This is a genomic window from Pseudomonas sp. EA_15y_Pfl1_P101, assembly GCF_963970835.1.
In the GTDB taxonomy this organism is placed as follows: Bacteria; Pseudomonadota; Gammaproteobacteria; order Pseudomonadales; family Pseudomonadaceae; genus Aquipseudomonas; species Aquipseudomonas tritici.
In genome coordinates, this window is the sequence record NZ_CAXAPA010000005.1 from 233208 (window position 1) to 259139 (window position 25932).

General features: G+C 60.3%; 22 protein-coding genes and 1 tRNA gene. 14 read left to right on the top strand and 9 right to left on the bottom strand.

The window, feature by feature from the left end:
- Positions 1–32 precede the first annotated feature (32 nt).
- Positions 33–185 (bottom strand): DUF3309 family protein, encoded by a 153-nt coding sequence (locus tag AACY36_RS10170; RefSeq protein WP_065873322.1) that lies wholly within the window; start codon positions 183–185, stop codon positions 33–35.
- 326 nt (positions 186–511) lie between these two features.
- Here AACY36_RS10170 and AACY36_RS10175 point away from each other — a divergent pair, with 326 nt between their 5' ends.
- Both AACY36_RS10175 and csrA read left to right on the top strand, forming a co-directional pair.
- Positions 512–1327: an SDR family oxidoreductase gene (locus AACY36_RS10175; RefSeq protein WP_314561452.1), complete on the top strand. Its 816-nt coding sequence runs from the start codon at positions 512–514 to the stop codon at positions 1325–1327.
- Positions 1328–1454: 127 nt separating this feature from the next.
- On the top strand, positions 1455–1652 hold the full coding sequence (csrA, locus tag AACY36_RS10180) for a carbon storage regulator CsrA (RefSeq protein ID WP_339497034.1): 198 nt from the start codon (positions 1455–1457) through the stop codon (positions 1650–1652).
- A 7-nt stretch (positions 1653–1659) separates the two neighbouring features.
- On the opposite strand, the gene AACY36_RS10185 is transcribed toward csrA, so the two are convergent.
- From AACY36_RS10185 to mnmC, 5 genes are all read right to left on the bottom strand, one after another.
- The gene (locus AACY36_RS10185; RefSeq protein WP_003192759.1) at positions 1660–1887 is read right to left on the bottom strand and encodes a YheU family protein; all 228 of its coding nucleotides are present in this window, start codon (positions 1885–1887) and stop codon (positions 1660–1662) included.
- A 59-nt stretch (positions 1888–1946) separates the two neighbouring features.
- Complete coding sequence (locus AACY36_RS10190; RefSeq protein ID WP_339416483.1) at positions 1947–3131, bottom strand: osmoprotectant NAGGN system M42 family peptidase; 1185 nt, start codon at positions 3129–3131, stop codon at positions 1947–1949.
- A 107-nt stretch (positions 3132–3238) separates the two neighbouring features.
- Positions 3239–4975 (bottom strand): N-acetylglutaminylglutamine synthetase, encoded by a 1737-nt coding sequence (gene ngg / locus AACY36_RS10195; protein ID WP_339416482.1) that lies wholly within the window; start codon positions 4973–4975, stop codon positions 3239–3241.
- A gap of 3 nt (positions 4976–4978) precedes the next feature.
- Complete coding sequence (locus AACY36_RS10200; RefSeq protein ID WP_339497035.1) at positions 4979–6751, bottom strand: N-acetylglutaminylglutamine amidotransferase; 1773 nt, start codon at positions 6749–6751, stop codon at positions 4979–4981.
- A 158-nt stretch (positions 6752–6909) separates the two neighbouring features.
- Positions 6910–8898, bottom strand: coding sequence for a bifunctional tRNA (5-methylaminomethyl-2-thiouridine)(34)-methyltransferase MnmD/FAD-dependent 5-carboxymethylaminomethyl-2-thiouridine(34) oxidoreductase MnmC (gene mnmC / locus AACY36_RS10205; RefSeq protein WP_339497036.1), 1989 nt, complete (start codon positions 8896–8898; stop codon positions 6910–6912).
- Positions 8899–9050: 152 nt separating this feature from the next.
- Between mnmC and pap the strand changes: the two genes are divergently transcribed.
- The 3 genes from pap to AACY36_RS10220 all read left to right on the top strand — a co-directional run bounded on the left by pap (position 9051) and on the right by AACY36_RS10220 (position 12931).
- A complete protein-coding gene (gene pap, locus AACY36_RS10210) occupies positions 9051–10568 on the top strand; it encodes a polyphosphate:AMP phosphotransferase (RefSeq protein ID WP_339436276.1) in 1518 nt (505 codons plus the stop codon).
- A gap of 91 nt (positions 10569–10659) precedes the next feature.
- Entirely contained in the window at positions 10660–11844 is a 1185-nt protein-coding gene (locus tag AACY36_RS10215) for a thiolase family protein (RefSeq protein WP_339436275.1), read from the top strand.
- 130 nt (positions 11845–11974) lie between these two features.
- Complete coding sequence (locus tag AACY36_RS10220; protein WP_339436274.1) at positions 11975–12931, top strand: DMT family transporter; 957 nt, start codon at positions 11975–11977, stop codon at positions 12929–12931.
- Here the strand turns inward: AACY36_RS10220 and AACY36_RS10225 are convergent.
- A complete protein-coding gene (locus tag AACY36_RS10225) occupies positions 12928–14310 on the bottom strand; it encodes a class II fumarate hydratase (protein WP_339497037.1) in 1383 nt (460 codons plus the stop codon). The two genes, AACY36_RS10220 and AACY36_RS10225, sit on opposite strands and share 4 nt — an antisense overlap.
- A gap of 193 nt (positions 14311–14503) precedes the next feature.
- Between AACY36_RS10225 and AACY36_RS10230 the strand changes: the two genes are divergently transcribed.
- The 7 genes from AACY36_RS10230 to AACY36_RS10260 all read left to right on the top strand — a co-directional run bounded on the left by AACY36_RS10230 (position 14504) and on the right by AACY36_RS10260 (position 22312).
- Positions 14504–15025 (top strand): DUF2059 domain-containing protein, encoded by a 522-nt coding sequence (locus AACY36_RS10230; RefSeq protein ID WP_339416474.1) that lies wholly within the window; start codon positions 14504–14506, stop codon positions 15023–15025.
- 12 nt (positions 15026–15037) lie between these two features.
- Positions 15038–15331 carry a BolA family protein gene (locus AACY36_RS10235; RefSeq protein ID WP_339427431.1) on the top strand — a complete coding sequence of 98 codons (294 nt, stop codon included), beginning with the start codon at positions 15038–15040 and terminating at the stop codon, positions 15329–15331.
- A gap of 208 nt (positions 15332–15539) precedes the next feature.
- Positions 15540–16481: an oxygen-dependent tRNA uridine(34) hydroxylase TrhO gene (trhO, locus tag AACY36_RS10240; protein WP_339416471.1), complete on the top strand. Its 942-nt coding sequence runs from the start codon at positions 15540–15542 to the stop codon at positions 16479–16481.
- Positions 16482–16517: 36 nt separating this feature from the next.
- On the top strand, positions 16518–17120 hold the full coding sequence (locus tag AACY36_RS10245) for a DsbA family protein (protein ID WP_339416755.1): 603 nt from the start codon (positions 16518–16520) through the stop codon (positions 17118–17120).
- A complete protein-coding gene (locus tag AACY36_RS10250; RefSeq protein ID WP_339427432.1) occupies positions 17113–18930 on the top strand; it encodes an ABC transporter ATP-binding protein in 1818 nt (605 codons plus the stop codon). Before AACY36_RS10245 ends, AACY36_RS10250 begins: the two co-directional genes overlap by 8 nt.
- 71 nt (positions 18931–19001) lie before the next feature.
- Complete coding sequence (locus tag AACY36_RS10255) at positions 19002–21464, top strand: EAL domain-containing protein (protein WP_339497038.1); 2463 nt, start codon at positions 19002–19004, stop codon at positions 21462–21464.
- An 80-nt stretch (positions 21465–21544) separates the two neighbouring features.
- The gene (locus AACY36_RS10260; RefSeq protein ID WP_370467864.1) at positions 21545–22312 is read left to right on the top strand and encodes a TenA family transcriptional regulator; all 768 of its coding nucleotides are present in this window, start codon (positions 21545–21547) and stop codon (positions 22310–22312) included.
- A gap of 72 nt (positions 22313–22384) precedes the next feature.
- Here AACY36_RS10260 and AACY36_RS10265 read toward each other — a convergent pair whose 3' ends face one another.
- Positions 22385–23311, bottom strand: coding sequence for a GGDEF domain-containing protein (locus AACY36_RS10265; protein ID WP_339416466.1), 927 nt, complete (start codon positions 23309–23311; stop codon positions 22385–22387).
- 305 nt (positions 23312–23616) lie between these two features.
- Positions 23617–24759 (bottom strand): FMN-dependent L-lactate dehydrogenase LldD, encoded by a 1143-nt coding sequence (gene lldD / locus AACY36_RS10270; RefSeq protein ID WP_339427434.1) that lies wholly within the window; start codon positions 24757–24759, stop codon positions 23617–23619.
- A gap of 100 nt (positions 24760–24859) precedes the next feature.
- On the opposite strand from lldD, the gene AACY36_RS10275 reads away from it, so the two are divergent.
- Both AACY36_RS10275 and AACY36_RS10280 read left to right on the top strand, forming a co-directional pair.
- The gene (locus AACY36_RS10275; RefSeq protein WP_339416464.1) at positions 24860–25756 is read left to right on the top strand and encodes a LysR family transcriptional regulator; all 897 of its coding nucleotides are present in this window, start codon (positions 24860–24862) and stop codon (positions 25754–25756) included.
- Between the two features lie 60 nt (positions 25757–25816).
- Positions 25817–25892 (top strand) — tRNA-Asn (locus AACY36_RS10280).
- Positions 25893–25932: the final 40 nt, after the last annotated feature.

A 25932-nucleotide genomic window follows, 5' to 3' on the forward strand; every position in this document is an offset into this window, starting at 1 on the left:
TGTTTTTTTGCTGTTTTTTTGCTACCAGGACTTTATATCCGGCCAAGCAACATCAACACCAGCAGCACAACCAATACCACCCCGAGGATACCCGACGGGCCGTAACCCCAGTTACGCGAGTGAGGGAACACTGGCAGACCACCGACCAGCAGGAGGATCAGGATAATGATCAGAATGAGGCTCATGGTTTTTCCTTATTGTCTTTCTGCAAAGACCGGTTATTTAACGATAGGCCCGACAGCTAACTTACGGACGCCTTAATAACTCCGACTATTGCCCCTCGCGAAAAATTCAGTATTTTTTAAAGCATTTCGTGCACTCGCTTATTTCTTTTAATGCGTTCGCAAATCCGCTTTGCTAGTTGAAAAATATTGAACTTAGGCAATAGGCAAACATCCGACCCAGTCGCCGGTTTGCCAAGGGCATTCATCACTCTGATGGTGGGTGGGTGTGGGAAAAACCTTCGCTACACTGCCGGTCACTTCTTCCGTGAACCACAAGGCTACCTCCTATGCAAAATCGCATGATGATCACTGGCGCCGGGTCTGGCCTGGGTCGCGAAATCGCTCTGCGCTGGGCCCGCGAAGGTTGGCAATTGGCCTTGTCTGACGTCAGCGAGCCGGGCTTGCAGGAAACCCTCAAGCGCGTGCGCGAGGCGGGCGGCGACGGTTTTGTGCAGCGCTGCGACGTGCGCGATTACAGCCAGCTCACCGCATTTGCCCAGGCTTGCGAGGTGAAACTGGGTGGCATCGATGTGATCGTCAACAATGCAGGCGTGGCTTCGGGTGGGTTCTTCGCCGAACTGTCCCTGGAAGACTGGGACTGGCAAATAGCAATCAACCTGATGGGCGTGGTCAAGGGCTGCAAGGCGTTCCTGCCCCTGCTGGAAAAGAGCAAGGGCCGCATCATCAACATCGCGTCTATGGCGGCATTGATGCAGGGCCCGGCCATGAGCAACTACAACGTGGCCAAGGCCGGCGTGGTGGCGCTGTCGGAAAGTCTGCTGGTGGAGCTAAAGCAGCAGGAAGTCGGCGTGCACGTGGTCTGCCCGTCGTTCTTCCAGACCAACCTGCTCGACTCGTTCCGTGGGCCGACCCCGGCGATGAAGGCCCAAGTGGGCAAACTGCTTGAGAGCTCGCCGATTTCGGCGGCAGACATTGCCGATTACATTTATCAGCGCGTCGCAGCAGGCGAGTTCATGATCCTGCCCCATGAGCAAGGGCGGATGGCGTGGGCGTTGAAGCAGAAGAACCCGCAGTTGCTCTATGACGAGATGACCACCATGGCCGACAAGATGCGTGCCAAAGCGCAGGCGGTTAAAGGCTGATCAGGTGGCAGTCTGTCAGGTAAGTTACCTGCGTATGTAGGGAGTGCCTGATTTCACCGCAAGGCATTGATGGCCCCACAGCCAGCGCGCATGGTCGAGGTCCTGTCATTCTAAAAGGACAACCGCCATGCTGGTCTTAAGCCGCGCCGTAGGCGAAGTCATCTCCATTGGCGATGACATCGCCGTGCACATCCTCGAGTTGAACGGTAACCATGTGAAGTTCGGTGTTGCAGCGCCGGCCGGGGTGCATGTTCATCGCGCGGAGGTGTACCAGAAAATCCTCGAACGCCAAGCCGCTGAGCTGCACGCGGCCCCCAACCCTTAGCGCATTTTCAGTCGAATAGATGCTTGGGCACGTCGTGCTTGAGCATCAACTGGCATTGCTCGCTCTCGGGGTCGAACACGATCAGCGCCTGGCCCTTGGTCAGCGCCTGGCGCACGCGCAATACGCGGGTCTCCAGGGGCGTGTCGTCGCCATTGTCGGTGCCGTCACGGGTGACGAAGTCTTCGATGAGGCGGGTCAGGGTGTCGACTTCAAGAGCGTCGTAGGGAATCAGCATACAAGCCTCGGGTGATGGATCCCGGCGATGCTACTGCGCCGGGACCGGAGTTGCCAGTCTCAGGGCTTGTTGCCCACCAGGCTCTCCACCGATGGCACCCGCGTGTCGCTCTCCATTTGTGCATCGTGTTCAATCTGATGACTGAACCGATCCAGTGAACCCTGGGCCGGTTGTGCGTCGCTGGCGAATACGGGCGGGCTGAGAATATACGCGCCCAGCAGGCGGCTCAGCGCCGCGAGGCTATCGATATGGGTGCGTTCGTAGCCGTGAGTCGCGTCGCAGCCAAACGCCAGCAACGCGGTGCGGATATCATGGCCTGCGGTCACGGCCGAGTGCGCATCGCTGAAGTAGTAGCGGAACAGGTCGCGGCGCACCGGCAACTCGTTGTCAGACGCCAGGCGCAGCAAATGCCGCGAGAGGTGATAGTCATACGGCCCACCCGAATCCTGCATCGCCACGCTCACCGCATGTTCACTGGAATGCTGGCCGGGGGCGACGGGGGCGATATCGATGCCGACGAACTCACTGACATCCCAGGGCAGGGCGGCCGCTGCGCCGCTGCCGGTCTCCTCGGTAATAGTGAAGAGTGGGTGGCAGTCGATCAGCAACGGCTCGCCGCTGTCGACAATCGCCTTGAGCGCGGCGAGCAGGGCAGCGACGCCAGCCTTGTCGTCAAGGTGTCGGGCGCTGATGTGCCCACTTTCGGTAAATTCGGGCAGCGGGTCGAAGGCCACGTAGTCACCGATGCCGACCCCCAGGGAATCGCAATCGGCGCGGGTCGCGCAGTAGGCGTCCAGGCGCAGCTCCACGTGGTCCCAGCTCACCGGCATTTCGTCCACGGCGGTGTTGAACGCGTGCCCGGAGGCCATCAACGGCAGCACGCTGCCACGGATCACACCGTTATCGGTAAACAGGCTGACGCGGCTGCCTTCGGCAAATCGGCTCGACCAGCAGCCCACCGGCGCCAGGCTCAGGCGGCCGTTGTCCTTGATCGCGCGTACGGCGGCGCCGATGGTGTCCAAGTGTGCGGACACCGCACGGTCTGGGCTGTTCTTCTGGCCCTTGAGGGTGGCGCGAATAGTGCCGCGCCGCGTCATTTCAAACGGAATGCCCAGTTCTTCCAGGCGCTCGGCGACGTAGCGCACGATGGTGTCGGTAAACCCGGTGGGGCTGGGGATGGCGAGCATTTCCAGCAGCACTTTTTGCAGGTAAGCGAGATCCGGTTCGGGGATGGTTTGGGGCATAAAGGGGTCCTTTAGTTGCAAGCTATTAGCTGCAAGCTGCAAGTTCGGTGTGGTGTAAGGCTGTTGAGTTCGCTTGAAGCTTGAAGCTAAAAGCTTGCCGCTTGCCGCTACCCACTATACGGAAACAACAAATCGACAAATTTTTCAGCAGTGGGTTGCGGTTCATGATTGGCCAGGCCGGCGCGTTCGTTGGCTTCGATAAACACGTACTCGGGTTGATCGGCGGCAGGCACCATCAGGTCCAGGCCGACCATGGGAATATCCAGGGCGCGCGCAGCGCGCACGGCGGCGTCCACCAGCGTGGGGTGCAGGATCGCGGTGACGTCTTCCAGGCAACCCCCCGTGTGCAGATTGGCGGTACGGCGCACGGCCAGGGTCTGGCCGCGAGGCAGTATGCTGCTGTAGTCGTAGCCGGCGGCTGTCAAGGTGCGCTCGGTTTCGGCGTCGACCGGGATTTTGCTTTCACCGTCGGTGGCGGCCTGGCGGCGGCGGCTCTGGGCTTCTATCAAGGCGCCGATGGAATGCTGACCGTCGCCAGTCACTTCGGCTGGGCGTCGGATTGCAGCGGCGACAACTTCGAAACCAATCACCAGGATGCGCAGATCCAGGCCTTCGTGAAAGCTTTCCAACAATACCCGACTGTCAAACTGCCGCGCCGCTTCAATCGCCTGCTGCACGTCTTCGATGCTTTGCAAATCCACCGCTACACCATGGCCTTGCTCGCCATCCAGCGGCTTGACCACGACGCGCTGGTGTTCCTCGAGGAACTCCAGGTTGTCATCGGCGCTGCCCGCGAGTTGTTGCGACGGCACGTTCAGCCCTGCGGCTTTCAGGGTTTTATGCGTCAGGCTTTTATCCTGACACAGCGTCATGCTGACGGCGGTGGTCAGGTCGCTCAGGGATTCACGGCAGCGCACACGGCGGCTGCCATGACTCAAGGTGAACATGCCCGCATCAGCGTCATCCACCTGCACATCGATACCTCGGCGGTGGGCCTCTTCCACGATGATTCGTGCATAAGGGTTGAACCCCGCCTGCGGGCCGGGGCCGAGAAACAAAGGCTGGTTGATGCCATTTTTACGCTTGATCGCAAAGGTGGTCAGCGCGCGAAAACCGAGCTTGGCGTAAAGGTTCTTGGCTTGGCGATTATCGTGCAGCACCGACAAATCCAGATAGCTCAAGCCACGGCTCATGAAGTGTTCCACCAGATGGCGCACCAGCACCTCACCCACACCGGGGCGCGTGCATTGCGGGTCAACCGCCAGGCACCACAGGCTGCAACCGTTTTCCGGGTCGTGAAAGGCTTTTTGGTGATTGAGGCCCATCACGCTGCCGATCACCGCGCCGCTGTCTTCATCCTCTGCCAGCCAATACACCGGGCCACCTTGATGGCGCGGCGTGAGGCGTTCGGTGTCGACAGGCAACATGCCGCGCCCTTGATAGAGCCGGTTCACCGCCAGCCAATCCGCCTCGCTCTGCACGCGGCGAATACGGAAGCCACGAAACACTCGAGTCGCTGGGCGATAGTCGCTGAACCAAAGGCGCAACGTGTCGGATGGATCAAGAAACAACTGCTGAGGATCGATCCCCAGAATTTGCTGGGGGGCCGCCACATACAGGGCGATGTCTCGCTCGCCAGCCTGCTCATTGAGCAACTCCAGGGCGAGGCTGGCAGGGTCCGGAAAGGTATGGCCGATCAACAGCCGACCCCAACCGCAATGCACGGCAATCGGTTCGGCGGCCAAGGGGCTTCCGTCTTCAGCCAGGCGGGCTTGCAGGCGCTCGTAGGTTGGCGCCTGGCCCTTCAGCAAGCGTTGGCTGTAAGCCGCTGCAAGAGGTTTCATCAATCAGATTCCTTGTTCGCTGAGCCACAGGTTCAGCGCCGCCAGTTGCCACAGCTTGGAGCCGCGCAACGGCGTCAGTTGGCCCTGCGGGTCGGTGAGCAGGCGGTCGAGCATGGCCGGGTTGAACAGGCCGCGATCCTGGCTGGGGTCCAGCAGCAGTTCACGGACCCAGTTCAGGGTATCGCCTTGCAAATGCTTGAGGCCCGGCACTGGAAAGTAGCCCTTCTTGCGGTCAATGACTTCGCTTGGGATGACACGGCGCGCGGCTTCTTTGAGGACCTGCTTGCCGCCATCAGGCAACTTGAACTTGCCAGGTACACGGGCCGACAGCTCCACCAGACGGTAGTCCAGAAACGGCGTACGCGCCTCCAGGCCCCAGGCCATGGTCATGTTATCGACGCGTTTGACCGGGTCGTCCACCAGCATCACTGTGCTGTCCAGACGCAGTGCCTTGTCCACGGCGGCATCGGCGCCTGGCATGGCGAAATGCTCGCGTACAAAGTCACCGGCAGCGTCGTTGGCCGTCAGCCATTTCGGCGCGACGGTGGCGGCGTAATCTTCGTAGCTGCGGTCGAAAAACGCATCGCGATACGCCGCATAAGGATCGCTGGCGCCATCCACCTGCGGGTACCAGTGGTAACCGGCGAACAGCTCGTCGGCGCCCTGGCCGCTCTGCACCACCTTGCAATGCTTGGCCACTTCCCGCGACAGCAGGTAGAAAGCGATGCAGTCATGGCTGACCATTGGCTCGCTCATGGCGCGAAATGCCGCCGGCAGTTGCTCGATGATCTCGCTTTCAGCAATGCGCAATTGGTGGTGACGGGTGCCGTAGTGCTTGGCGATCAGGTCGGAGTACTGGAACTCGTTGCCAGCCTCGCCGCCCGCGTCTTCAAAACCGATGGAGAAGGTCGACAGGTCTTGCACGCCGACTTCGCGCAGCAGGCCGACGAGCATGCTCGAATCGACACCGCCGGACAGCAGCACGCCGACATCCACGGCGGCACGTTGGCGGATGGCCACGGCTTCGCGGGTGCTGTCGAGCAAGCGATCAGTCCAGTCTTCCAGGCTGAGGTTTTTCTCGTCCTCATGCGGACCGTAGGGCAGGGTCCACCAGGTTTTCTGCTCGGTCTTGCCGTTGGCTTCGACACGCATCCAGCTCGCCGGTGGCAGTTTTTCAATGCCTGCCAGCAGGGTACGCGGTGCAGGCACCACAGCGTGGAAGTTCAAGTAGTGGTTGAGCGCCACCGGATCAAGGATCGGGTTGATATCGCCGCCCTTGAGCAGCGCAGGCAATGCCGAGGCAAAGCGCAAGCGCTGGCCGGTGCGCGACAGGTACAACGGTTTTACGCCGAGACGGTCACGTGCGATAAACAAACGCTGGGCATCGCGCTCCCAGATGGCGAAGGCAAACATGCCGTTGAGCTTGGGCAGCAGCGCTTCGCCCCAGGCGTGGTAGCCCTTGAGCAGCACTTCGGTGTCGCCCCCGGAATAGAAGGCGTAGCCCAAGGCTTCCAGCTCTTTGCGCAATTCCGGGAAGTTATAGATCGCACCGTTGAAGGCCAGGCTAAGGCCGAGGTGTGAATCGACCATGGGTTGGGCCGAGCCGTCCGACAGGTCCATGATCTTCAGGCGTCTGTGGCCCAGGGCAATCGGCCCTTGGGCATGGAAGCCCCAGGCATCCGGGCCACGTGGGGCCAAGTGATGGGTGATGCGCTCAATGGCCGCCAAGTCGGCAGGTTGGGCATCGAAACGTAATTCTCCAGCTAATCCGCACATAAATTCCTTACCGGTTTTTCCGTTGGGGAGGGGTCAATACTCAATACGCCGCTGAGGGCGCGTACCCAGAAACTGACCCAGTGCTATCCGTAGAGTTTTAGACCGATAAGTTATAAGGCAAATAGGCGCACTGGCGTTAATGCCCTCGTTTGCGCTGATTACGGTGTCTTTGTTTTGCCTCGAATCAATGCCCGCAAGGCAAATCGGTTGGGGTGGCAAGCTTCGGCCACATTGGCCGGTACGGGCAGCGGTTCGTCACTCAGCCAGGCAGCGATCAGTTCGCCGCACAGTGGCGCCGTGATCAGCCCGCGTGAACCGTGGCCGCTATTGATGTACACCCCCGGTAGCCACGGGCACGGCGTATCCGGGACTTGCCGGGCGTCTTTGCCGAGCACGGCATACACGCTTTGAAACGCCGTACGATCCGCCAGCGGTCCGACAATCGGCAGGTAATCAGGGCTGGTGCAGCGGAATGCGGCACGCCCCTCCAGCTGTTCCGGGGCCAGTTGTTCTCCGCCCAGGCGCTGCAGCAGGTCTGTGGAAATCTCGCGCAGCATTTCCAGGTTGCCAGCATGTTCGGCAGCGGTGGCCGTGAGGTCGTCGTTGGTGAAGTCGAAGCTGGCGCCAAGCGTGTGTTCACCCAGCCGGGCGGGGGCGACATAGCCTTCGGCGCACACCACCGTGCCCAGCGCCTCACTGGCCGAGGTTTGCGCCAGGCGGCTGATCTGCCCACGAATCCGCTTGAGCGGCAAGTCGGCGCTGAACGCGAACCGCTTGATTTCAGCAGCGCCCGCCAGCACCACCACCGAGGCGCTCGCCAGTACGCAATCGCCGTTGCGGGCTTGCCACTGGCCATCGACCCGGTGCAGCTCAGCGGCCTCGTTGTGTGTGAGGACCTCAATCAACGGATGTGCCGCCTGCCACTGGCACAGCGCCGGCGGGTGCACCCAACCGCCTTCGGGGAAAAACAGGCCGCCCTGGGCCAGGCTGATCCCGGCGCGTTGTTGGGCCTGATCGCGGTCCAGCAGGTGCAGCAGATCCGGGGCGAACGCGTCGGCGAGTTGCACCTGGCGCTGGCCTTCCTTGGCATCAAACGCTAGTTGCAGCACGCCGCAGCCGTCCCAGTCGACACCACGCTGCAAGTGCTCCAACAGCCGTCGGGTGTGGCCGAAACCGCTGAGGATCAGCTGCGACAAGGCCGTGCCATGTGCGGACAGTTTGAGATACAGCACGCCTTGGGGGTTGCCCGACGCTTCCTGCGCCAACGCCGCGTGGCGCTCCAGCAGGCTGACGCGCCAGCCTCGCGCCGCGAGGCTGGCGGCGGTGGCGCAACCGGCCAGGCCGCCGCCGATGACCATGGCATGGCGTTCACCGTCGAGGGCAGGCGGGCGGGCGAACCAGGGTTTGGCTGACGTTGGGCGCGGCGTGTCATGGGGCCAGCCAAGGTACTCGCCGCGCAGGATCTCCCACTTGTGGCCGATGCCTGGCGTGCGCTTCATCTTGAACCCGGCCGCGTTGATCAACCGTCGCACCCAGCCGGTGCTGGTAAAGGTACTGATGGTTGAGCCGGGTGCCGCCAGGCGCGCCAGTTCGGCAAACAGCTCGGCGGTCCACATGTCCGGGTTTTTCGCCGGGGCGAAGCCGTCGAGAAACCACGCGTCGATCTGCGCATCCAGTTGTGGCAATTGTTCCAGGGCATCGCCGATCAACAGGGTCAGGGTCACGCGGCCGTTATCCAGCACCAGCCGCTGGAAGCCTTGATGGACAGCGATGTACTGCGCCAGCAGTTGCTCGGCGAAGGGCTGCAGTTCGGGCCAGAGGGCGAGGGCGCGTTGCAGGTCGGCGTGGCTCAGCGGATACTTCTCCGCGCTGACAAAATGCAGGTGCGCGCCGGCAATCGCGTGCTGTTCGAACAGTTGCCAGGCACACAGGAAATTCAACCCGGTGCCGAAGCCGGTTTCACCAATCACCAGCCGCCCACCCGCCGGGAGGGCCGCGAAGCGTTCCTGCAAACGGTTCTGTTCGAGGAATACATAGCGGGTTTCTTCAAGGCCCGACTTGTCGGAAAAGTACACATCGTCAAACGCCCGCGAGTGCGGGCGACCTTGATCATCCCAGTCGAGCTGGGCGTGGGTGATGGGGGTCATGGACGGCTCATAAAAAAGCAGGCAAAGGCAAGGTGGCCATTCTAGCTGATCAACAAGCTTTGAATTGACCTACGGCAAGCGCGTATGGAATTTCCTCCCGCGCGCTGCTGCCCAATCCGCTAGTCTTGATCCATTTTGAAACGGAGCTGCCCATGTTCGAATCCGCTGAAATCGGCCACGCCATCGACAAAGACACTTACGACGCCGAAGTGCCGGCACTGCGTGAAGCCCTGCTGGAAGCGCAGTACGAGCTGCAACAGCAGAAGCGCTTTCCGGTCATCATTCTGATCAATGGCATCGAAGGCGCCGGTAAAGGCGAGACCGTCAAACTGCTCAATGAATGGATGGACCCGCGCTTGATCGAAGTGCGCACCTTCGACCAGCAGACCGACGAAGAACTGGCGCGCCCGCCTGCCTGGCGCTACTGGCGTCAACTGCCAGCCAAAGGCCGCATGGGCGTGTTTTTCGGCAATTGGTACAGCCAGATGCTGCAAAGCCGCGTGCATGGGCAGATCAAGGATGCACGTCTGGACCAGGCTATCGCCGGCGCCGAGCGTCTGGAGAAGATGCTCTGCGATGAAGGTGCGCTGATCTTCAAGTTCTGGTTCCACCTGTCCAAAAAGCAAATGAAGGCGCGGCTCAAGGCCTTGGCCGATGACCCGCTGCACAGCTGGCGCATCAGCCCGCTGGATTGGCAGCAGTCCGAGACGTACGACAAATTCGTGCATTTCGGCGAACGTGTGCTGCGCCGCACCAGCCGCGACTATGCACCGTGGCATGTCATCGAAGGCGTTGAAGCGCATTACCGTGGGCTGACCGTGGGCAAGATCCTGCTCGAAGGCCTGCAAAACGCCTTGAAGCTGCCCAAGGGCAAGGCCAGTGGTATGAACCCGGCGCCGTTACCCTCGGCGGTGGACCAGATGAGCCTGCTTAATAGCCTCGACATGACGCTGCGGCTGGACAAGGACGATTACGAAGAGCAACTGATTACTGAGCAGGCGCGCCTCTCCGGCCTGATGCGAGACAAACGCATGCGCAAGCACGCCCTGGTCACGGTATTTGAAGGCAACGATGCGGCGGGCAAGGGCGGGGCGATCCGTCGTGTCGCCGCCGCACTGGACCCGCGCCAATACCATATCGTGCCGGTTGCCGCGCCCACCGAAGACGAACGCGCCCAGCCGTACTTGTGGCGGTTCTGGCAGAAAATCCCGGCGCGGGGCAAGTTCACCGTCTTTGATCGTTCGTGGTACGGCCGTGTACTCGTGGAGCGCATCGAGGGCTTTTGCACCACGGCGGACTGGATGCGCGCCTATGGCGAGATCAATGACTTCGAAGAGCAACTGCGCGATGCCGGCGTGATCGTGGTGAAGTTCTGGCTGGCCATCGACAAGCAGACCCAGTTGGAGCGTTTCCAGGCTCGCGAGGAGATCCCCTTCAAGCGCTTCAAGATCACCGAGGACGATTGGCGCAACCGCGACAAATGGGACGACTATCGCGCCGCCGTCGGCGATATGGTCGACCGTACCAGCACTGAAGTCTCGCCCTGGACGTTGGTCGAAGCCAATGACAAGCGCTGGGCCCGGGTCAAGGTATTGCGCACGATCAACCGGGCGCTGGAGGAGGCATTCGAACAATCCGACAAGCACGGCAAGAAAGGCAAGAAGAAGTAGGCCTATCCATAGGGTGAATGATCGTCGCGGTTGATGGGAGCTGGATCTATTCTCAATCCATCTCCCAACCACCACAAGATCGAGGTAGCCCATGCGTGAAGTAGTGATCGTCGACAGCGTGCGAACCGGCCTGGCCAAATCCTTTCGCGGCAAGTTCAACCAGACTCGCCCGGATGACATGGCGGCCCATTGCGTCAATGCGCTGCTCAGCCGCAACGGCGTCGACCCGGCGACGGTGGAAGATTGCATCGTTGGCGCTGGTTCCAACGAGGGTGCCCAGGGCTACAACATCGGGCGCAATGTGGCGGTGCTGTCGCAACTGGGCACCGGTACGGCGGGGATGACCCTCAATCGTTTCTGCTCGTCGGGCTTGCAGGCGATAGCGATTGCGGCCAACCAGATTGCTTCGGGTTGCAGCGACATCATCGTCGCCGGTGGTGTCGAGTCCATCAGCCTGACCATGAAAAGCGTCAACACCGACAACCTGATCAACCCCCTGCTCAAAGAGCAGGTGCCGGGTATTTACTTCCCCATGGGCCAGACCGCTGAAATCGTCGCTCGTCGCTACACTGTCAGCCGCGAAGAGCAGGACCTGTACGCCCTGCAAAGCCAGCAGCGTACCGCCCAGGCTCAGGCTGACGGCGTGTTCAACGATGAAATCGTGCCCATGGCCGTCAAGTACAAGGTCGAGGACAAGAACACCGGTGAAGTGCAGGTGCTCGATGGCGTGGTTGATCGTGATGATTGCAACCGTCCGGACACCACTTTGGCCAGCCTGCAAGGGTTGAAGCCGGTATTTGCCGAGGACGGTTCGGTGACGGCGGGTAACTCGTCGCAATTGTCCGACGGGGCTTCGATGACCCTGGTGATGAGCCTTGAAAAAGCCTTGGCGTTGGGCCTCAAGCCCAAGGCCTTTTTCCGTGGGTTTACGGTGGCTGGCTGCGAGCCGGACGAGATGGGCATCGGCCCGGTGTTCTCGGTGCCCAAGCTGCTCAAGGCCAAGGGCTTGCAAGTGGCGGATATCGACCTGTGGGAGCTGAACGAAGCGTTTGCGTCGCAGTGCCTGTATGCGCGTAATCGCCTGGGCATTGATAACGCGAAGTACAACGTCAACGGTGGTTCGATTTCCATCGGGCACCCGTTCGGCATGACCGGATCGCGGCAGGTAGGGCATTTGGTGCGTGAACTGCAGCGGCGCAATTTGCGCTACGGCATTGTCACGATGTGCGTCGGCGGCGGCATGGGCGCCACCGGCCTGTTCGAAGTCGTCCGCTAAACCCCACTGAAAAAACCGGCTCGAATGTGGGCGCTGGCTTGCCAGATCCCACATTTGAACGGCGTCGTAGCCCAATCCTTTCACTTACCCCTAGAATGCTGCACCACTTCCTCTGGCTCCTGGGGCATTCATGCACATCTCTTCCGGCCGCTGGGTCTATGGTTTTTTACTGACCCTGATGACCGCGCTGCTCTGGGGCATTCTGCCGATCAAACTCAAGCAGGTGTTGCAGGTGATGGACCCTATCACCGTCACCTGGTTTCGCCTGACGGTGGCCGGCGGTTGCCTGTTCGTCTACCTGGCGCTCACCCGGCGCTTGCCCAGCCGCATGGTGCTGGGCCCCAAGGGTGGCTGGCTGGTGGGGATGGCCGTGTGCGGCCTGGTGGGCAATTACGTGCTGTACTTGGTAGGTTTGAAAATGCTCAGCCCCGGCACTGCGCAGTTAGTGGTGCAGATGGGACCGATCTTCTTGATGGTCGCCAGCGTGTTTGTGTTCAAGGAGCGTTTCAGCCGCGGGCAAGTGCTGGGGTTGTTGGTGCTGATGGTCGGTTTTGGCCTGTTCTTCAACCAACGTCTGTTGGAGCTGTTGACGTCACTTGGCACCTACACCGCCGGGGTGCTGACCGTTCTGCTCGCTACGTCGATCTGGGTGTTCTACGCCCTGGGTCAGAAGCAATTGCTCACAGTGTGGAATTCGCTGCAAGTGATGATGGTGATCTACCTGTCCTGCGCCGCGCTACTCACGCCTTGGGCGCACCCGCTGGAGGCGTTGGGCCTGAGCCCGCTGCAAGGCTGGTTGCTGCTGGCGTGCTGCATGAACACCCTGGTGGCCTACGGCGCCTTTGCTGAAGCGCTCGCGCATTGGGAAGCCTCGCGGGTCAGTGCGACGCTTGCGCTCACACCGTTGGTGACCTTTGTAGCAGTCGCCCTGGCGGCGTGGTTGTGGCCTGAGTATGTGCAGGCCGAAGAGATTAACGCCCTGGGGTATGCCGGGGCGTTGGTGGTGGTGTTGGGCTCGGCGACTGTTGCGCTGGCGCCGTCGTTACTCGCCGGGCTCAAGGCCCGGCGGGTGCGCATGGCTTGCTAGGCGCCGAGCATGTCTTGCGGGCGAACCCACTGATCAAATTCGGCATCCGTCAGATAGCCCAGCTCAAGTGCAGCTTCCCGTAGGGTGAGGCCTTCGGTGTAGGCCTTCTTGGCGATTTCTGCCGACTTGTCGTAGCCGATATGCGGATTAAGCGCAGTCACCAGCATCAGCCCACGCTCCAAGTGCGCGCCCATCTGCTCGGCGTCGGGCTCGAGACCGACAATGCAATGCGCCTGGAAGTTGTTGCAGCCGTCGGCCAGCAGGCGGATCGACTCCAGCAGGTTGTGGATGATCACCGGCTTGTACACGTTTAACTGCAAGTGCCCTTGGCTCGCGGCCATGCCGATGGTCACGTCATTGCCCAAGACCTGGCAGGCCAGCATCGACAGCGCTTCGCATTGGGTGGGGTTGACCTTGCCCGGCATAATCGAACTGCCCGGTTCGTTGGCCGGCAACTTCACCTCGGCCAACCCGGCGCGCGGGCCGGAGCCCAGCAGGCGCAGGTCGTTGGCGATTTTCATCAAGGCCACGGCCAGGGTTTTCAGTGCGCCGTGCAGGGTTACCAACGGCTCATGGCCGGAGAGGGCGGCGAATTTGTTTGGCGCGGTCACAAACGGCAAGCCCGACAGCGCCGCCAGCTCGGCGGCAATCGCTTCGCCAAAACCATGCGGCGCATTCAGCCCCGTGCCCACGGCAGTGCCGCCCTGGGCCAGCTCGCACACGGCGGGCAGGGCACTGCGCACGGCGCGTTCGGCGTAATCGAGCTGGGCGATAAATGCCGAGAGTTCCTGGCCAAAAGTGATCGGCGTGGCATCCATCATATGGGTGCGCCCGGTCTTCACCAGTTTCATATGCCGTGCGGCCAGTTCGGCCAAACCACCGGAAAGCGTGGCGATCGACGGCAATAATCGCTCATGTATCGCTTGTACCGCTGCGATGCTCATGGCGGTGGGGAAGCAGTCATTGGAACTCTGGGAGCGGTTGACGTGATCGTTGGGGTGCACCGGGCTCTTGCCGCCGCGCTTGTTGCCAGCCAGTTCATTGGCGCGGCCGGCGATCACTTCGTTGGCGTTCATGTTGCTTTGGGTGCCGCTGCCGGTTTGCCAGACCACGAGGGGGAACTGGTCGTCATGCTGGCCGGCCAGTACTTCGTCGGCGGCCTGTTCGATCAGGCGGGCGATGTCGGCAGGCAGGTCGCCATTTCGATCGTTGACCCGTGCCGCGGCCTTTTTGATCAGGGCCAGGGCGTGCAGTACCGCCAGGGGCATGCGTTGCTCGCCAATGGCAAAATTCACCAGCGAACGTTGGGTCTGAGCGCCCCAGTAAGCGTCATCCGGGACTTGGACTTCTCCCAGGCTGTCGGTTTCGATACGGCTCATCGGGCACACTCCTTCTGGTTCGTTTGCGCAGTTTAGGCCCTGATCGACCCAGCGGGTTCCATAAAAGGTTGTTCATCGGATTCATTGCCCGCAAATCCAGGCCCGACAAGGGGTGGGGTTGAGCCATGGCGTTTTTTAGGCGCAGAATGAGCACCCTTGGGGTCCTACCTCGCCTGCTAGAAAAGGAAACTCGATGACTCGTCTTCGTGCCATCTGTACCGCGGTTGCTCTGGTTTGCGCCAGCGGCCAGGTTTTTGCCGATACCGCCAGCCACAACGCCAGTGCCGAAGCCTTCCTTACCCTGGCCCACGCTGACAAGCTGGGTACCCCGGTGTACATGCAAGTGCAGCAAATGTTCGCCCAGCGTTTCGAACAAACCAAGGCGCCTGCCGCCAAGCAGTCCATATTGGACAGCTACCAGGCCAAGGCCAACGCTGCCCTGGACCAGGCTATCGGCTGGCCGAAGCTGAAACCGGACATGGTCAAGCTCTACACCACCAACTTCAGCGAATCCGAACTCAAGGACCTGGTTGCCTTCTACCAGTCGCCACTGGGTAAGAAAGTGCTGGAAAAAATGCCGCAACTGACCCAGCAATCGGCCCAAATGACCCAGGCCAAGCTGGAAAGCGCCGTGCCGGTGGTGAACAAGCTGTTGGAAGACATGACCAACCAACTGGCACCGGCGAAGAAACCTGCCGCCCCTGCCAAGAAGTAAGTGGAGCCGGCAATGACCATGCAACAGCGTATCCAAGTGGCGCTCGTCGAGCTGGGCCAGGACTATTTGAGCGTGCAGGATGAAAGCCATATGCACAGCCGTGGGCTGCAGACCCACTTCAAGGCCGTGCTGGTCAGCCCGCAGTTCGAAGGGCTCAACCGCGTCAAGCGCCACCAGAAGGTCTACGCCACCCTGGGTGACCTGATGGGCGAGTTTCATGCGCTCGCGTTGCATACCTACACGCCTGAAGAATGGGCGAAAATCGACGCAGCTCCGGCCTCGCCGACCTGCGCAGGAGGAGAGTGAAGCTGCGGCAAGTTTTTAGCTGCAAGCTGCAAGATTGAAGCTCGCATACCGCATATAGCTCCTTCTTGTTAGAATCCTCAACGCGCCGCATAGTCGGCGCGTTTTTTTGCTTTTGCTTTTGCCTTTACTTGTAGCTTGCAGCTGAAAACTCGCAACTGCCCCTATCCGGTTCACCCTTTACGAGGGTAGCCACCTGGAGAGAACACCCGTGACTCAACCGATTGTCGTGGCGGCACTGTATAAGTTCGTCACCCTCGAAGATTACGTCGCCCTGCGCGAGCCATTGCTGGAGGCGATGGTCGACAACGGCATCAAAGGCACCTTGCTGATCGCCGAAGAAGGCATCAACGGCACCGTTTCCGGCAGCCGCGAAGGCATTGATGGCCTGATGGCCTGGCTGAAAAAAGACCCGCGCATGGTCGACATCGATCACAAAGAATCCTACTGCGACGATCAGCCGTTCTACCGCACCAAGGTCAAACTCAAGAAGGAGATCGTGACCCTGGGCGTCGAAGGCGTAGACCCGAACAAAAAGGTCGGTACTTACGTCGACCCGCAGGACTGGAACGCGCTGATCAGCGATCCGGAAGTGCTGCTGATCGACACCCGTAACGACTACGAAGTGTCCATTGGTACCTTTGAAGGCGCGATCGACCCGAAAACCACCAGTTTTCGTGAATTTCCCGACTACATCAAAGCCAACTTCGACCCCGCCAAGCACAAGAAAGTCGCCATGTTCTGCACCGGCGGCATTCGTTGCGAAAAAGCCTCCAGCTATATGCTCAGCGAAGGCTTCGACGAGGTCTACCACCTCAAGGGCGGCATCCTGAAGTACCTCGAAGAGGTGCCGCAGGCAGAAACCAAATGGCAGGGTGACTGCTTTGTGTTCGACAATCGTGTGACCGTGCGCCACGACTTGAGCGAAGGCGACTACGATCAATGTCATGCCTGCCGCACACCCGTGAGTGTGGAAGACCGTGCATCCGAGCACTACGTGGCTGGCATCAGCTGCCCGCATTGTTGGGATACGCTGCCCGAGAAGACCCGTCGCAGCGCGATTGACCGGCAAAAGCAGATCGAGCTGGCCAAGGCCCGCAACATGCCGCACCCGATTGGCTTCAACTATAAGCAATCACCTTCCGAGGCTTGAGCCATGTCTGCGCGCCTGCTCTATATAATGGACCCGATGTGTTCCTGGTGCTGGGGCTTTGCCCCGGTGGCCGAGGCGTTGGTGAAGCAGGCCCAGTCGGCCGGTGTGGAACTGCACCTGGTGGTGGGCGGCCTGCGCACTGGCAGTGGCGCGGCGTTGGAGCCGACGACCCGCCGCTACATCCTGGAGCACTGGCAGGCCGTCACCGACGCCACCGGCCAGCCGTTCAAACGCGAAGGCGCATTGCCTGACGGTTTTGTGTACGATACGGAGCCCGCGTGCCGCGCTATCGTTACTGCCCGCAGCTTGGCGCCGGATTGCGCGTGGAAACTGCTGGGGCTGATCCAGCGTGCTTTTTATGTCGAGGGCCGCGATGTGACCCTTGCCAGCGTGCTGGTGGAGCTGGCCGAGCAGGCGGGCATTCCGCGTATCGAGTTCGCCGGTGCTTTTGACCGTGCCGAGCAGCATGCTGCCACGGCTGCCGACTTCACTTGGGTGCAGGACTTGGGTATCGCCGGCTTCCCGACGCTGTTGGCCGAGCGTAATGGCCAGTTGGCCCTGCTGACCAACGGTTACCAGCCTTTGTCCGAGCTGTCGCCGTTGTTGGGCCGGTGGCTGGAGCGAGCGACCTGTGCATGATCAGCCAGACCAAGATGCCGGCAAACGTGTGGACCGACTGACCTGGGCGGAAATTCGCCGCCTGGCCCTGCGTCACAAGAAATCCCTGTGGATCGCCAATGGCGTCGCCGTGCTGGCAACCCTGTGCAGTGTACCGATCCCCTTGCTACTGCCGTTGTTGGTGGACGAAGTGCTGCTGGGCCATGGCGATGCTGCCCTCAAAGTGATGAACCACGCCCTCCCGCTGGGTTGGCAGAAAGCGGCCGGGTATATCGGCCTCATGCTGCTGGTGACCCTGTTTCTGCGCTGCGGCGCCCTGGTGTTCAACGTAGTGCAGGCGCGGCTGTTTGCGCGGCTGGCGAAGGACATCGTGTACCGCATCCGGGTGCGCCTGATCGAGCGGCTCAAGCGTATTTCCCTGGGCGAGTACGAAAGCCTGGGCAGTGGCACGGTCACCACGCACTTGGTCACCGACCTGGATACCCTGGATAGATTCGTCGGCGAAACCCTCAGCCGCTTTCTGGTGGCCATGCTCACGCTGGTAGGCACTTCGGCGATCCTGGTGTGGATGCATTGGCAATTGGCGCTGCTGATCTTGTTGTTCAACCCGCTGGTGATCTACGCCACGGTGCAGTTGGGCAAACGCGTCAAACACTTGAAGAAGCTGGAAAACGACAGTACCTCGCGCTTCACCCAGGCCTTGACCGAGACCCTCGACGCTATCCAGGAAGTGCGCGCCGGCAACCGCCAGGGCTTTTTCCTCGGGCGCCTGGGCCAGCGTGCCCGGGAAGTGCGTGACTTTGCCATTCATTCACAGTGGAAAACCGACGCTTCCAGCCGCGCCAGTGGTTTGCTGTTCCAGTTTGGTATCGATATTTTCCGTGCGGCCGCCATGCTCACCGTGTTGTTTTCCGACCTCTCCATTGGCCAGATGCTCGCGGTGTTCAGTTACTTGTGGTTCATGATCGGGCCGGTGGAGCAACTGTTGAACTTGCAATATGCCTATTACGCGGCGGGCGGTGCGCTGACGCGGATCAACGAACTGCTGGCACGTGCCGACGAACCGCAGTATGCGGGGGGTGAGGACCCGTTTATCGGGCGTGAGACCGTCGGCATTGAAGTGCGCGGCCTGGACTTCGGCTACGGCGAAGACCTGGTGCTCGATCAGTTGAACCTGGTCATTGCGCCGGGCGAGAAAGTGGCAATCGTCGGCGCCAGCGGCGGCGGTAAAAGTACCTTGGTACAACTGCTGCTCGGGCTGTATACGCCACAGGCTGGAACTATCCGCTTTGGTGGTGCCACTCAGCAGGAAATCGGGCTGGAAACCATCCGCGAAAACGTCGCCGTGGTGCTGCAACATCCCGCGCTGTTCAACGATACCGTGCGCGCCAACCTGACCATGGGTCGCGAGCGCAGCGACCAGGCCTGCTGGCAGGCACTGGAAATCGCCCAGTTAGATGCTACCGTCAAGGCATTGCCGATGGGCTTGGACAGTGTGGTGGGGCGCTCCGGAGTGAGGTTTTCCGGCGGGCAGCGTCAACGCCTGGCGATTGCGCGCATGGTGTTGGCCGAGCCGAAAGTGGTGATCCTCGACGAAGCAACTTCCGCCCTGGACGCCGCTACCGAGTACAGCCTGCACCAGGCGCTGGCGCGGTTTCTCAGTGGGCGTACTACACTGATCATCGCCCACCGCCTGTCGGCGGTTAAGCAAGCCGACCGAGTATTAGTGTTCGACGGCGGTCACATTGCTGAGGACGGTGATCATCAGCAATTGATTGCCGATGGCGGCTTGTACGCCAAACTCTACGGACACTTACAGCAAGTACGTTGATTCAGCCTAAGCTGAGCTATCGGAAGCGGTTTTTCGCGTGCGTATCCAGCAGTGCATGTGCAAGGGACTTCATGAAGCAAAAGCGTACTCTCGGAACGCCAAGGCTATTGGGCATTGTGTGGCCTTTCATCGCCGTGGTGCTGTTTCAGGCATTGTTGGGCAGTGTCAGTCTTTTCATGCTTTCAGCTGTGCGCGGCTATGTGGCCGGCGAGAGCCTGTGGTCGAAGGGCCAGAAAGACGCCATCTACTACCTCACGGTCTACGCTGACAGTCGTGACCAAGCCACGTACCTCAGATACCAGCAGGCCATAGCCGTGCCCCAGGGCGGGCATGAGCTGCGCATCGCCCTCGATCGTCCTACGCCTGATCTTACGGCTGCGCGGCTGGGCATTCTCAAGGGAGGCAACCACCCGGATGACGTCTCGAGCCTGATCTGGCTGTACCTCAATTTTCGTCACTTCAGCTACCTGGAAAAAGCCATCGAGTTGTGGACTGTGGGCGATGGCTACCTGGTGCAACTCGATGGCTTGGCCCAGGAGATGCACGGCGCAATCCTCCGCGACCAAGTCAACGCCAACGATGTGCGGCAATGGAAGGCGCATATCATCGCGATCAATGAAGGCGTAACGCCAGCTGCCAAGGCCTTCAGCGATGCATTGGGCGAAGGCTCGCGGATGATCCTGCGGCTGCTGCTGATCACCAACCTGGCCACGGCCCTTGTCCTGATTGTGCTGGCGCTGTTGCGCACGCATAAGTTGCTGGCCCAGCGTCACGCTTTCGCCAACGCCCTGCAGCAGGAGAAGGAGCGAGCGCAGATCACGTTGGAGTCGATTGGCGATGGAGTGATCACCACCGACGTCGACGGCGCCATTACCTATATGAACCCGGCAGCCGAGGCGCTGACCCACTGGCATTCGGCCCAGGCTCAGGGCCTGCCGCTGGCAGCGCTGTTCAACTTGTTGGATGACGATGCCGAGCCCGACGGGTTTACCTTGATCGAACATATCGTCAAGGGCCAGCTCAGCGGCGGCAGCGAGCATTCAAAGACCATCCAGCGGCTGGATGGCAGCACGGTCTCGGTAACCCTGGTGGGGGCGCCGATCCGCAGCTACGGCAAGGTCACGGGGGCGGTGCTGGTGTTGCATGACATGACCCAAGAGCGCCAATACATCGCCAACCTGTCCTGGCAGGCAACCCATGACGCCCTGACTGGCCTTGCCAACCGCCGCGAATTCGAATTCCGCCTGGAACAGGTGCTGCACCCAGCAGGGCAGCAGGACGGCGGGCGGCATGCATTGATGTTTCTTGACCTGGACCAGTTCAAGCTGGTCAACGACACCTGTGGTCATGCGGCAGGTGATGAACTGTTGCGACATATTTGCGCGTTGCTGCAGTCCGACCTGCGCGAGGGCGACACCCTGGCGCGCCTGGGGGGGGATGAGTTCGGCATTTTGCTGGAAAACTGCCCGGCGGTCGTGGCCGAAAAAATCGCCGAGAGCCTGCGCCATACTGTGCAGAACCTGCATTTTGTGTGGAAGGGCCGGCCGTTCATGACCACTGTCAGCGTCGGCCTGGTGCACCTTGGGCAAACCCCGACCACCCTGGAAACCTCGCTGCGCGCCGCCGACATGGCGTGCTACATGGCCAAGGAGAAAGGTCGCAACCGTGTGCAGGTGTACCACGCCGATGATTCGGAATTGTCCCTGCGTTTTGGCGAGATGGCCTGGGTGCAGCGCCTGCACATGGCCTTGGAAGAGAATCGGTTTTGCCTCTACGCCCAGGAAATCTCGCCCCTGGGACAGACCGATGCGGGCAATGGGCATATCGAAATCCTGCTGCGCCTGCATGATGAGGCCGGCCGCATCATCTTGCCTGACAGCTTTATCCCGGCGGCCGAGCGTTACGGTCTGATGACGTCCCTGGACCGTTGGGTGGTGGAGAATGTGTTCAAGATCATCGCCCGTTGCCTGCAGGAGCGTCCGAACCGCCCTATGGCCGTGTGTGCGATCAATCTGTCAGGTATAACTATTGGTGATGATGAGTTCCTCGGATTTTTACGTGAGAAATTTCATACTTACAATATTCCGCCCAGCATGATCTGTTTTGAAATTACCGAAACCAGTGCAATCGCTAATCTGGGCAGTGCAATCCGCTTTATTAATGAACTCAAAGCCTTAGGTTGTCAGTTCTCGCTGGATGACTTTTGTGCCGGAATGTCCTCATTCGCTTATCTCAAACATTTACCTGTAGACTTCCTGAAGATCGATGGAAGTTTCGTAAAGGATATGCTGGACGACCCGATTAACCGTGCAATGGTCGAAGTGATCAATCACATCGGCCATGTCATGGGTAAGCGCACAATTGCAGAATTTGTCGAGACACCGCAAATCGAACAGGCACTACTCGACATTGGTGTTGATTACGCTCAGGGCTACCTGATTGAACGACCGCAATTGTTTACCTTTGATAGCTTGCAGTGTCGACCTGTGCGGCCGCAGCCCCTGTTATTCAAGGCGCCTGGCACATTCCGCTGAAACATTCGCTGGTCTGTACAATCACACTTAAAAAGGAGCCTTAAACAGTGATCGACACATTCAACAGAACCGGCCCGCTTATGGAAGCCTCGAGTTATCCCGCCTGGGCACAAAAACTGATCCAGGACTGTAGCGAGAGCAAGCGTCGCGTTGTCGAACACGAACTGTACCAGCGCATGCGCGATAACACGCTCAGCGCCAAGACCATGCGCCACTACCTGATCGGTGGCTGGCCTGTGGTGGAACAGTTTGCCTTGTACATGGCACAGAACCTCACCAAGACCAAATTTGCCCGCCATCCGGGGGAGGACATGGCGCGCCGCTGGCTGATGCGCAATATTCGCGTGGAACTCAACCATGCCGACTATTGGATGCATTGGGCCCGTGCTCACGGCGTGAGCCTGGAAGACTTGCAGGCCCAGAATGTGCCGCCGGAGCTGCACGCACTGAGCCATTGGTGCTGGCACACTAGCTCTGCCGATTCGCTGATCGTGGCGATTGCCGCGACCAACTACGCAATCGAGGGGGCAACGGGGGAATGGTCTGCGGTGGTGTGTTCTACCGGCGTCTACGCAGCGGCGTTCCCAGAGGAAGAGCGCAAGCGCGCGATGAAGTGGCTGAAGATGCACGCCCAGTACGATGACGCCCACCCGTGGGAAGCGCTGGAAATCATCTGCACCCTGGCCGGCATGAACCCGACCCAGCAATTGCAGGTAGAGCTGCGCCAAGCCGTGTGCAAGAGCTACGACTACATGTATCTCTTCTTGGAAAGTTGCATGCGCCTGGAGAAAGAGAAGGCGCCAGCCTTGGTGCGTGAGCGCCAGGCGCGGGTCGCCAGCGAAGCCTGATGCAGTAGGTAATGTGGCGAGGGAGCAAGCTCCCTCGCCACAGTTATGTCATTCAACTTTAACGGTTAGGGCTTACCCCGCCATCGCCAAGCGGTTGCGGCCTTCGCGCTTGGCCACGTACAACGCGCTGTCAGCTCGGCGCAGCAGGCTTTCGGCAGATTCTGCCGCCAGCAAGGTCGAACAACCGAGGCTCACCGTCAATTCGATCCGCTCTCCATCCACCCGGTAATCCTGGGTCTGTGCCGCTTGGCGCAGGCGTTCGCCGACCATTGCCGCCGCGTCTCGGCCGGTGTTGGACAGCAGGATCAGAAACTCTTCCCCGCCAAATCGAAACACCATGTCCACGTTGCGCAATTGACTCTTTATCGCTGCGGCGACGGCGCGCAGCACGGTATCGCCGGCGGTGTGGCCGTGGGTATCGTTGATGACCTTGAAGTGGTCGATGTCGAGCATCAGCAAGGACAGCGGGTTCAGGTGCCGGCGCGCCATGTCGATTTCCCGCTGCAAGGTCTGGTCCATGGCAATGCGGTTGCCGGTGTCGGTCAACGGGTCGCGCAGTGCGCTGCGGGTGGCGGCACGGTAGAGCAGAGCGTTGCGCATCGGGTAGAGCAGGGTGGCCAGCAGGGATTCGAGCTGGCCCAGTTCTTCTTCCACCAGGCGCTGGTTGCGGCGAAAGATTAATTCACCGAGGTGCTCGCCTTCATGGCTCAGGCTATAGCTCACCGTATGGTGACCGCGATGGCCGAACTCCAGGCGCAGGTCGCTGGCTTGATGGCGGTATTGCAGGGCGTCCAGAGGCACCAGGCGTTGGATCTCTCGGAAGAAAACACCGAGGATGCGCTCCGGCTCCAGGCTGGTTTGCAGTTGCAGGCCCAGTTGCTGGCGAAGTTGGCTGATAGTGGTGGGACGGTGTGGGACGAGGGATGGCTGACCAAACCCCAGGCGCTGCAATTTGGCACTGTCGAAGTCAATTGCGTTGGTCTGGGTAGGTGTTTTCATGAGCAATCGGCCTCTAAGCTCTTAGCTGTCTTACAGGCTCGATGAGAGTGGCGAGCGCCAAGCGTCTAACTGTTCCTTCAGTTCCGTAAAACATTGGTTACAGTCTAGACCGCTTTTTACTGGGTTATAACCCCAGGGAACCACCGCACGTCTTGTCATCGCTTAACCTGCTTGGAGAGGTTAGAGCGATATTCGTGCCAAATGGTTTAACATTATTAAATGTTCTTATAAAACAACGACTATTCCTATCGGCAGAAACAGTCGTTGAATAATGACGCCGGTTATTTGGCCGATGGGTACCCGTTTTAAAGGTGTTGGCGAACCAAGGTGGTTTGGTCAATCTGGTCAATCGACGTCACCCCCGTGAGGGTCATGGCCACGCGCATTTCCTTGGCGAAGATGTCCAGCAGGTTTTCCACCCCGTGCTGGCCATCGGCGGCCAGCGCGTAGGCACTGGCGCGACCCAGCAGGCAGGCTTTGGCACCCAGGGCGAGCATGCGCACCACGTCCAGCCCGGAACGGATGCCGGAGTCGACCAGCACCGTAAGGTCGTCGCCCACCGCATCGGCAATCGGTGGCAAGGCTTTAGCGGTGGACAGCACGCCATCCAATTGACGGCCACCATGGTTGGAAACCACGATGCCATCGGCGCCGAAACTCACCGCGTCCTTGGCATCCTGTGGGTCGAGGATGCCCTTGATGATCATCGGGCCCTTCCAGAATTCGCGGATCCACTCCAGGTCTTTCCAGCTGATCGACGGGTCGAAGTTGTTGGCCAGCCAGCCGATGTAATCTTCCAAGTGGGTGGGTTTGCCTAGGTACTTGGAGATATTGCCAAGGTCGTGCGGGCGGCCCATCAACCCCACATCAAAGGCCCATTGCGGCTTGGTGACAGCTTGCAACATGCGTCGCTGTGCTGCGAAGGGCCCGGACATGCCCGAGTGGGCATCGCGGTAGCGCGCGCCGGGCGTGGGCATATCCACAGTGAATACCAGTGTCGTGATGCCGGCCGCCTGCGCTCGTTCCAGTGCGTTGCGCATGAAGCCACGGTCCTTGAGCACATACAGTTGGAACCAGATCGCCCGCGCACTTTGCGACGCCACCTCTTCAATTGGGCACACCGATACCGTCGACAGGCAGAACGGGATGCCTTTGTTCTCCGCTGCCTTGGCGGCCTGCACTTCGCCGCGTCGCGCATACATGCCGGTCAGGCCCACCGGGCTGAGGATCACCGGCATGTCCAGTGTCTGGCCGAACACCGTGGTCTTCAGGCTCAGGTTATCCACATTGCGCAGGACGCGCTGGCGCAGGCTGATCTCGGCCAGGTCCGAACTGTTCGCGCGCATCGTGTGTTCGGCGTAGGCGCCGCCGTCAATGTAGTCGAACAGGAAGCGCGGCAGCTTGCGCTTGGCGGCTGCGCGGTAGTCGGAGGCAGACGAGATGATCATGAACAGTGTCTCCACAAGCCAGGGCGGATCAGGATAGGCAAATATCTGGCATGATAAAAACAACTTTTATCACTGCTAGCCAGTCGCCAAAGGAATACCGATGAACCTGAGAACACTGCGTACCTTTGTCGAAGTGGTGCGCCAAGGTGGCTTTTCCCAGGCTGCCGAGGTGGTGTCCCTGACTCAATCCACCGTGAGCAAGGCGGTCAAGACCCTCGAAGACGAGCTGGGCACGCCGTTGCTCAACCGTCTCGGCCACCGCAACGAACTCACCGCCGCCGGCGAAATTGCCTACCGCCGCGCCTTGGTGCTGCTCGCCGAGCACAACGACCTGGTGGCGGAGATCAACGACCTGCGCGGCCTCAAGCGTGGCGTGCTACGCATCGGCTTGCCGCCTGTGGGCTGCGGCGTGTTGTTCGCGACGATGTTTGCCACCTACCGCAGTCGCTATCCGGACATCGACATCGAACTCACCGAATACGGCAGCAAAAAACTGCGCGAGTGCCTGGAAGCGGGGGAGGTCGACCTGGCGGCGCTGCTGCTGCCGGTGGATGAAGGCTTCGATTACCAACCCGTGCGCAATGAACCACTGATCGCGGTGTTGCCCATCAGCCACCCATTGGCCCTGCGCAAACGCATCGACTTCACCGACTTGGCGGATTCACCCTTCATCCTGTTTGAAGCCGGCTTCGCCCTGAACGCCAAAATTCTCGCCGCGTGCGAACGCAAAGGCGTCACCCCCAAGGTGACGGCGCGCAGCGGCCAGATCGACTTCATCGTCGACCTGGTCGCCGCCGGTTTGGGCGTGGCTTTCCTGCCGCGCATGCTGGCGCACAAACATCAACACGCGGGCATCGCCCTGATCCCCTTGGACGAACCACACACCGACTGGCACATCGCCTTGGCCTGGCGAGCCAGCGCCCACTTACCACCCGCCGCCCTGGCCTGGCTGGAGATGGCCAGCGAGCACGCAGACTCAACCGGCCATCCGTTTTAATCTCAGCAAGTGCCATAGAAAGCTTGACTTCTCCTTTTCAATCAGTAACATACGGCGCATTCCGCGATAGCTCAGTTGGTAGAGCAAATGACTGTTAATCATTGGGTCCCTGGTTCGAGTCCAGGTCGTGGAGCCAGATAGAGAAAGCCTGCAGAGATGCAGGCTTTTTTTTGCCT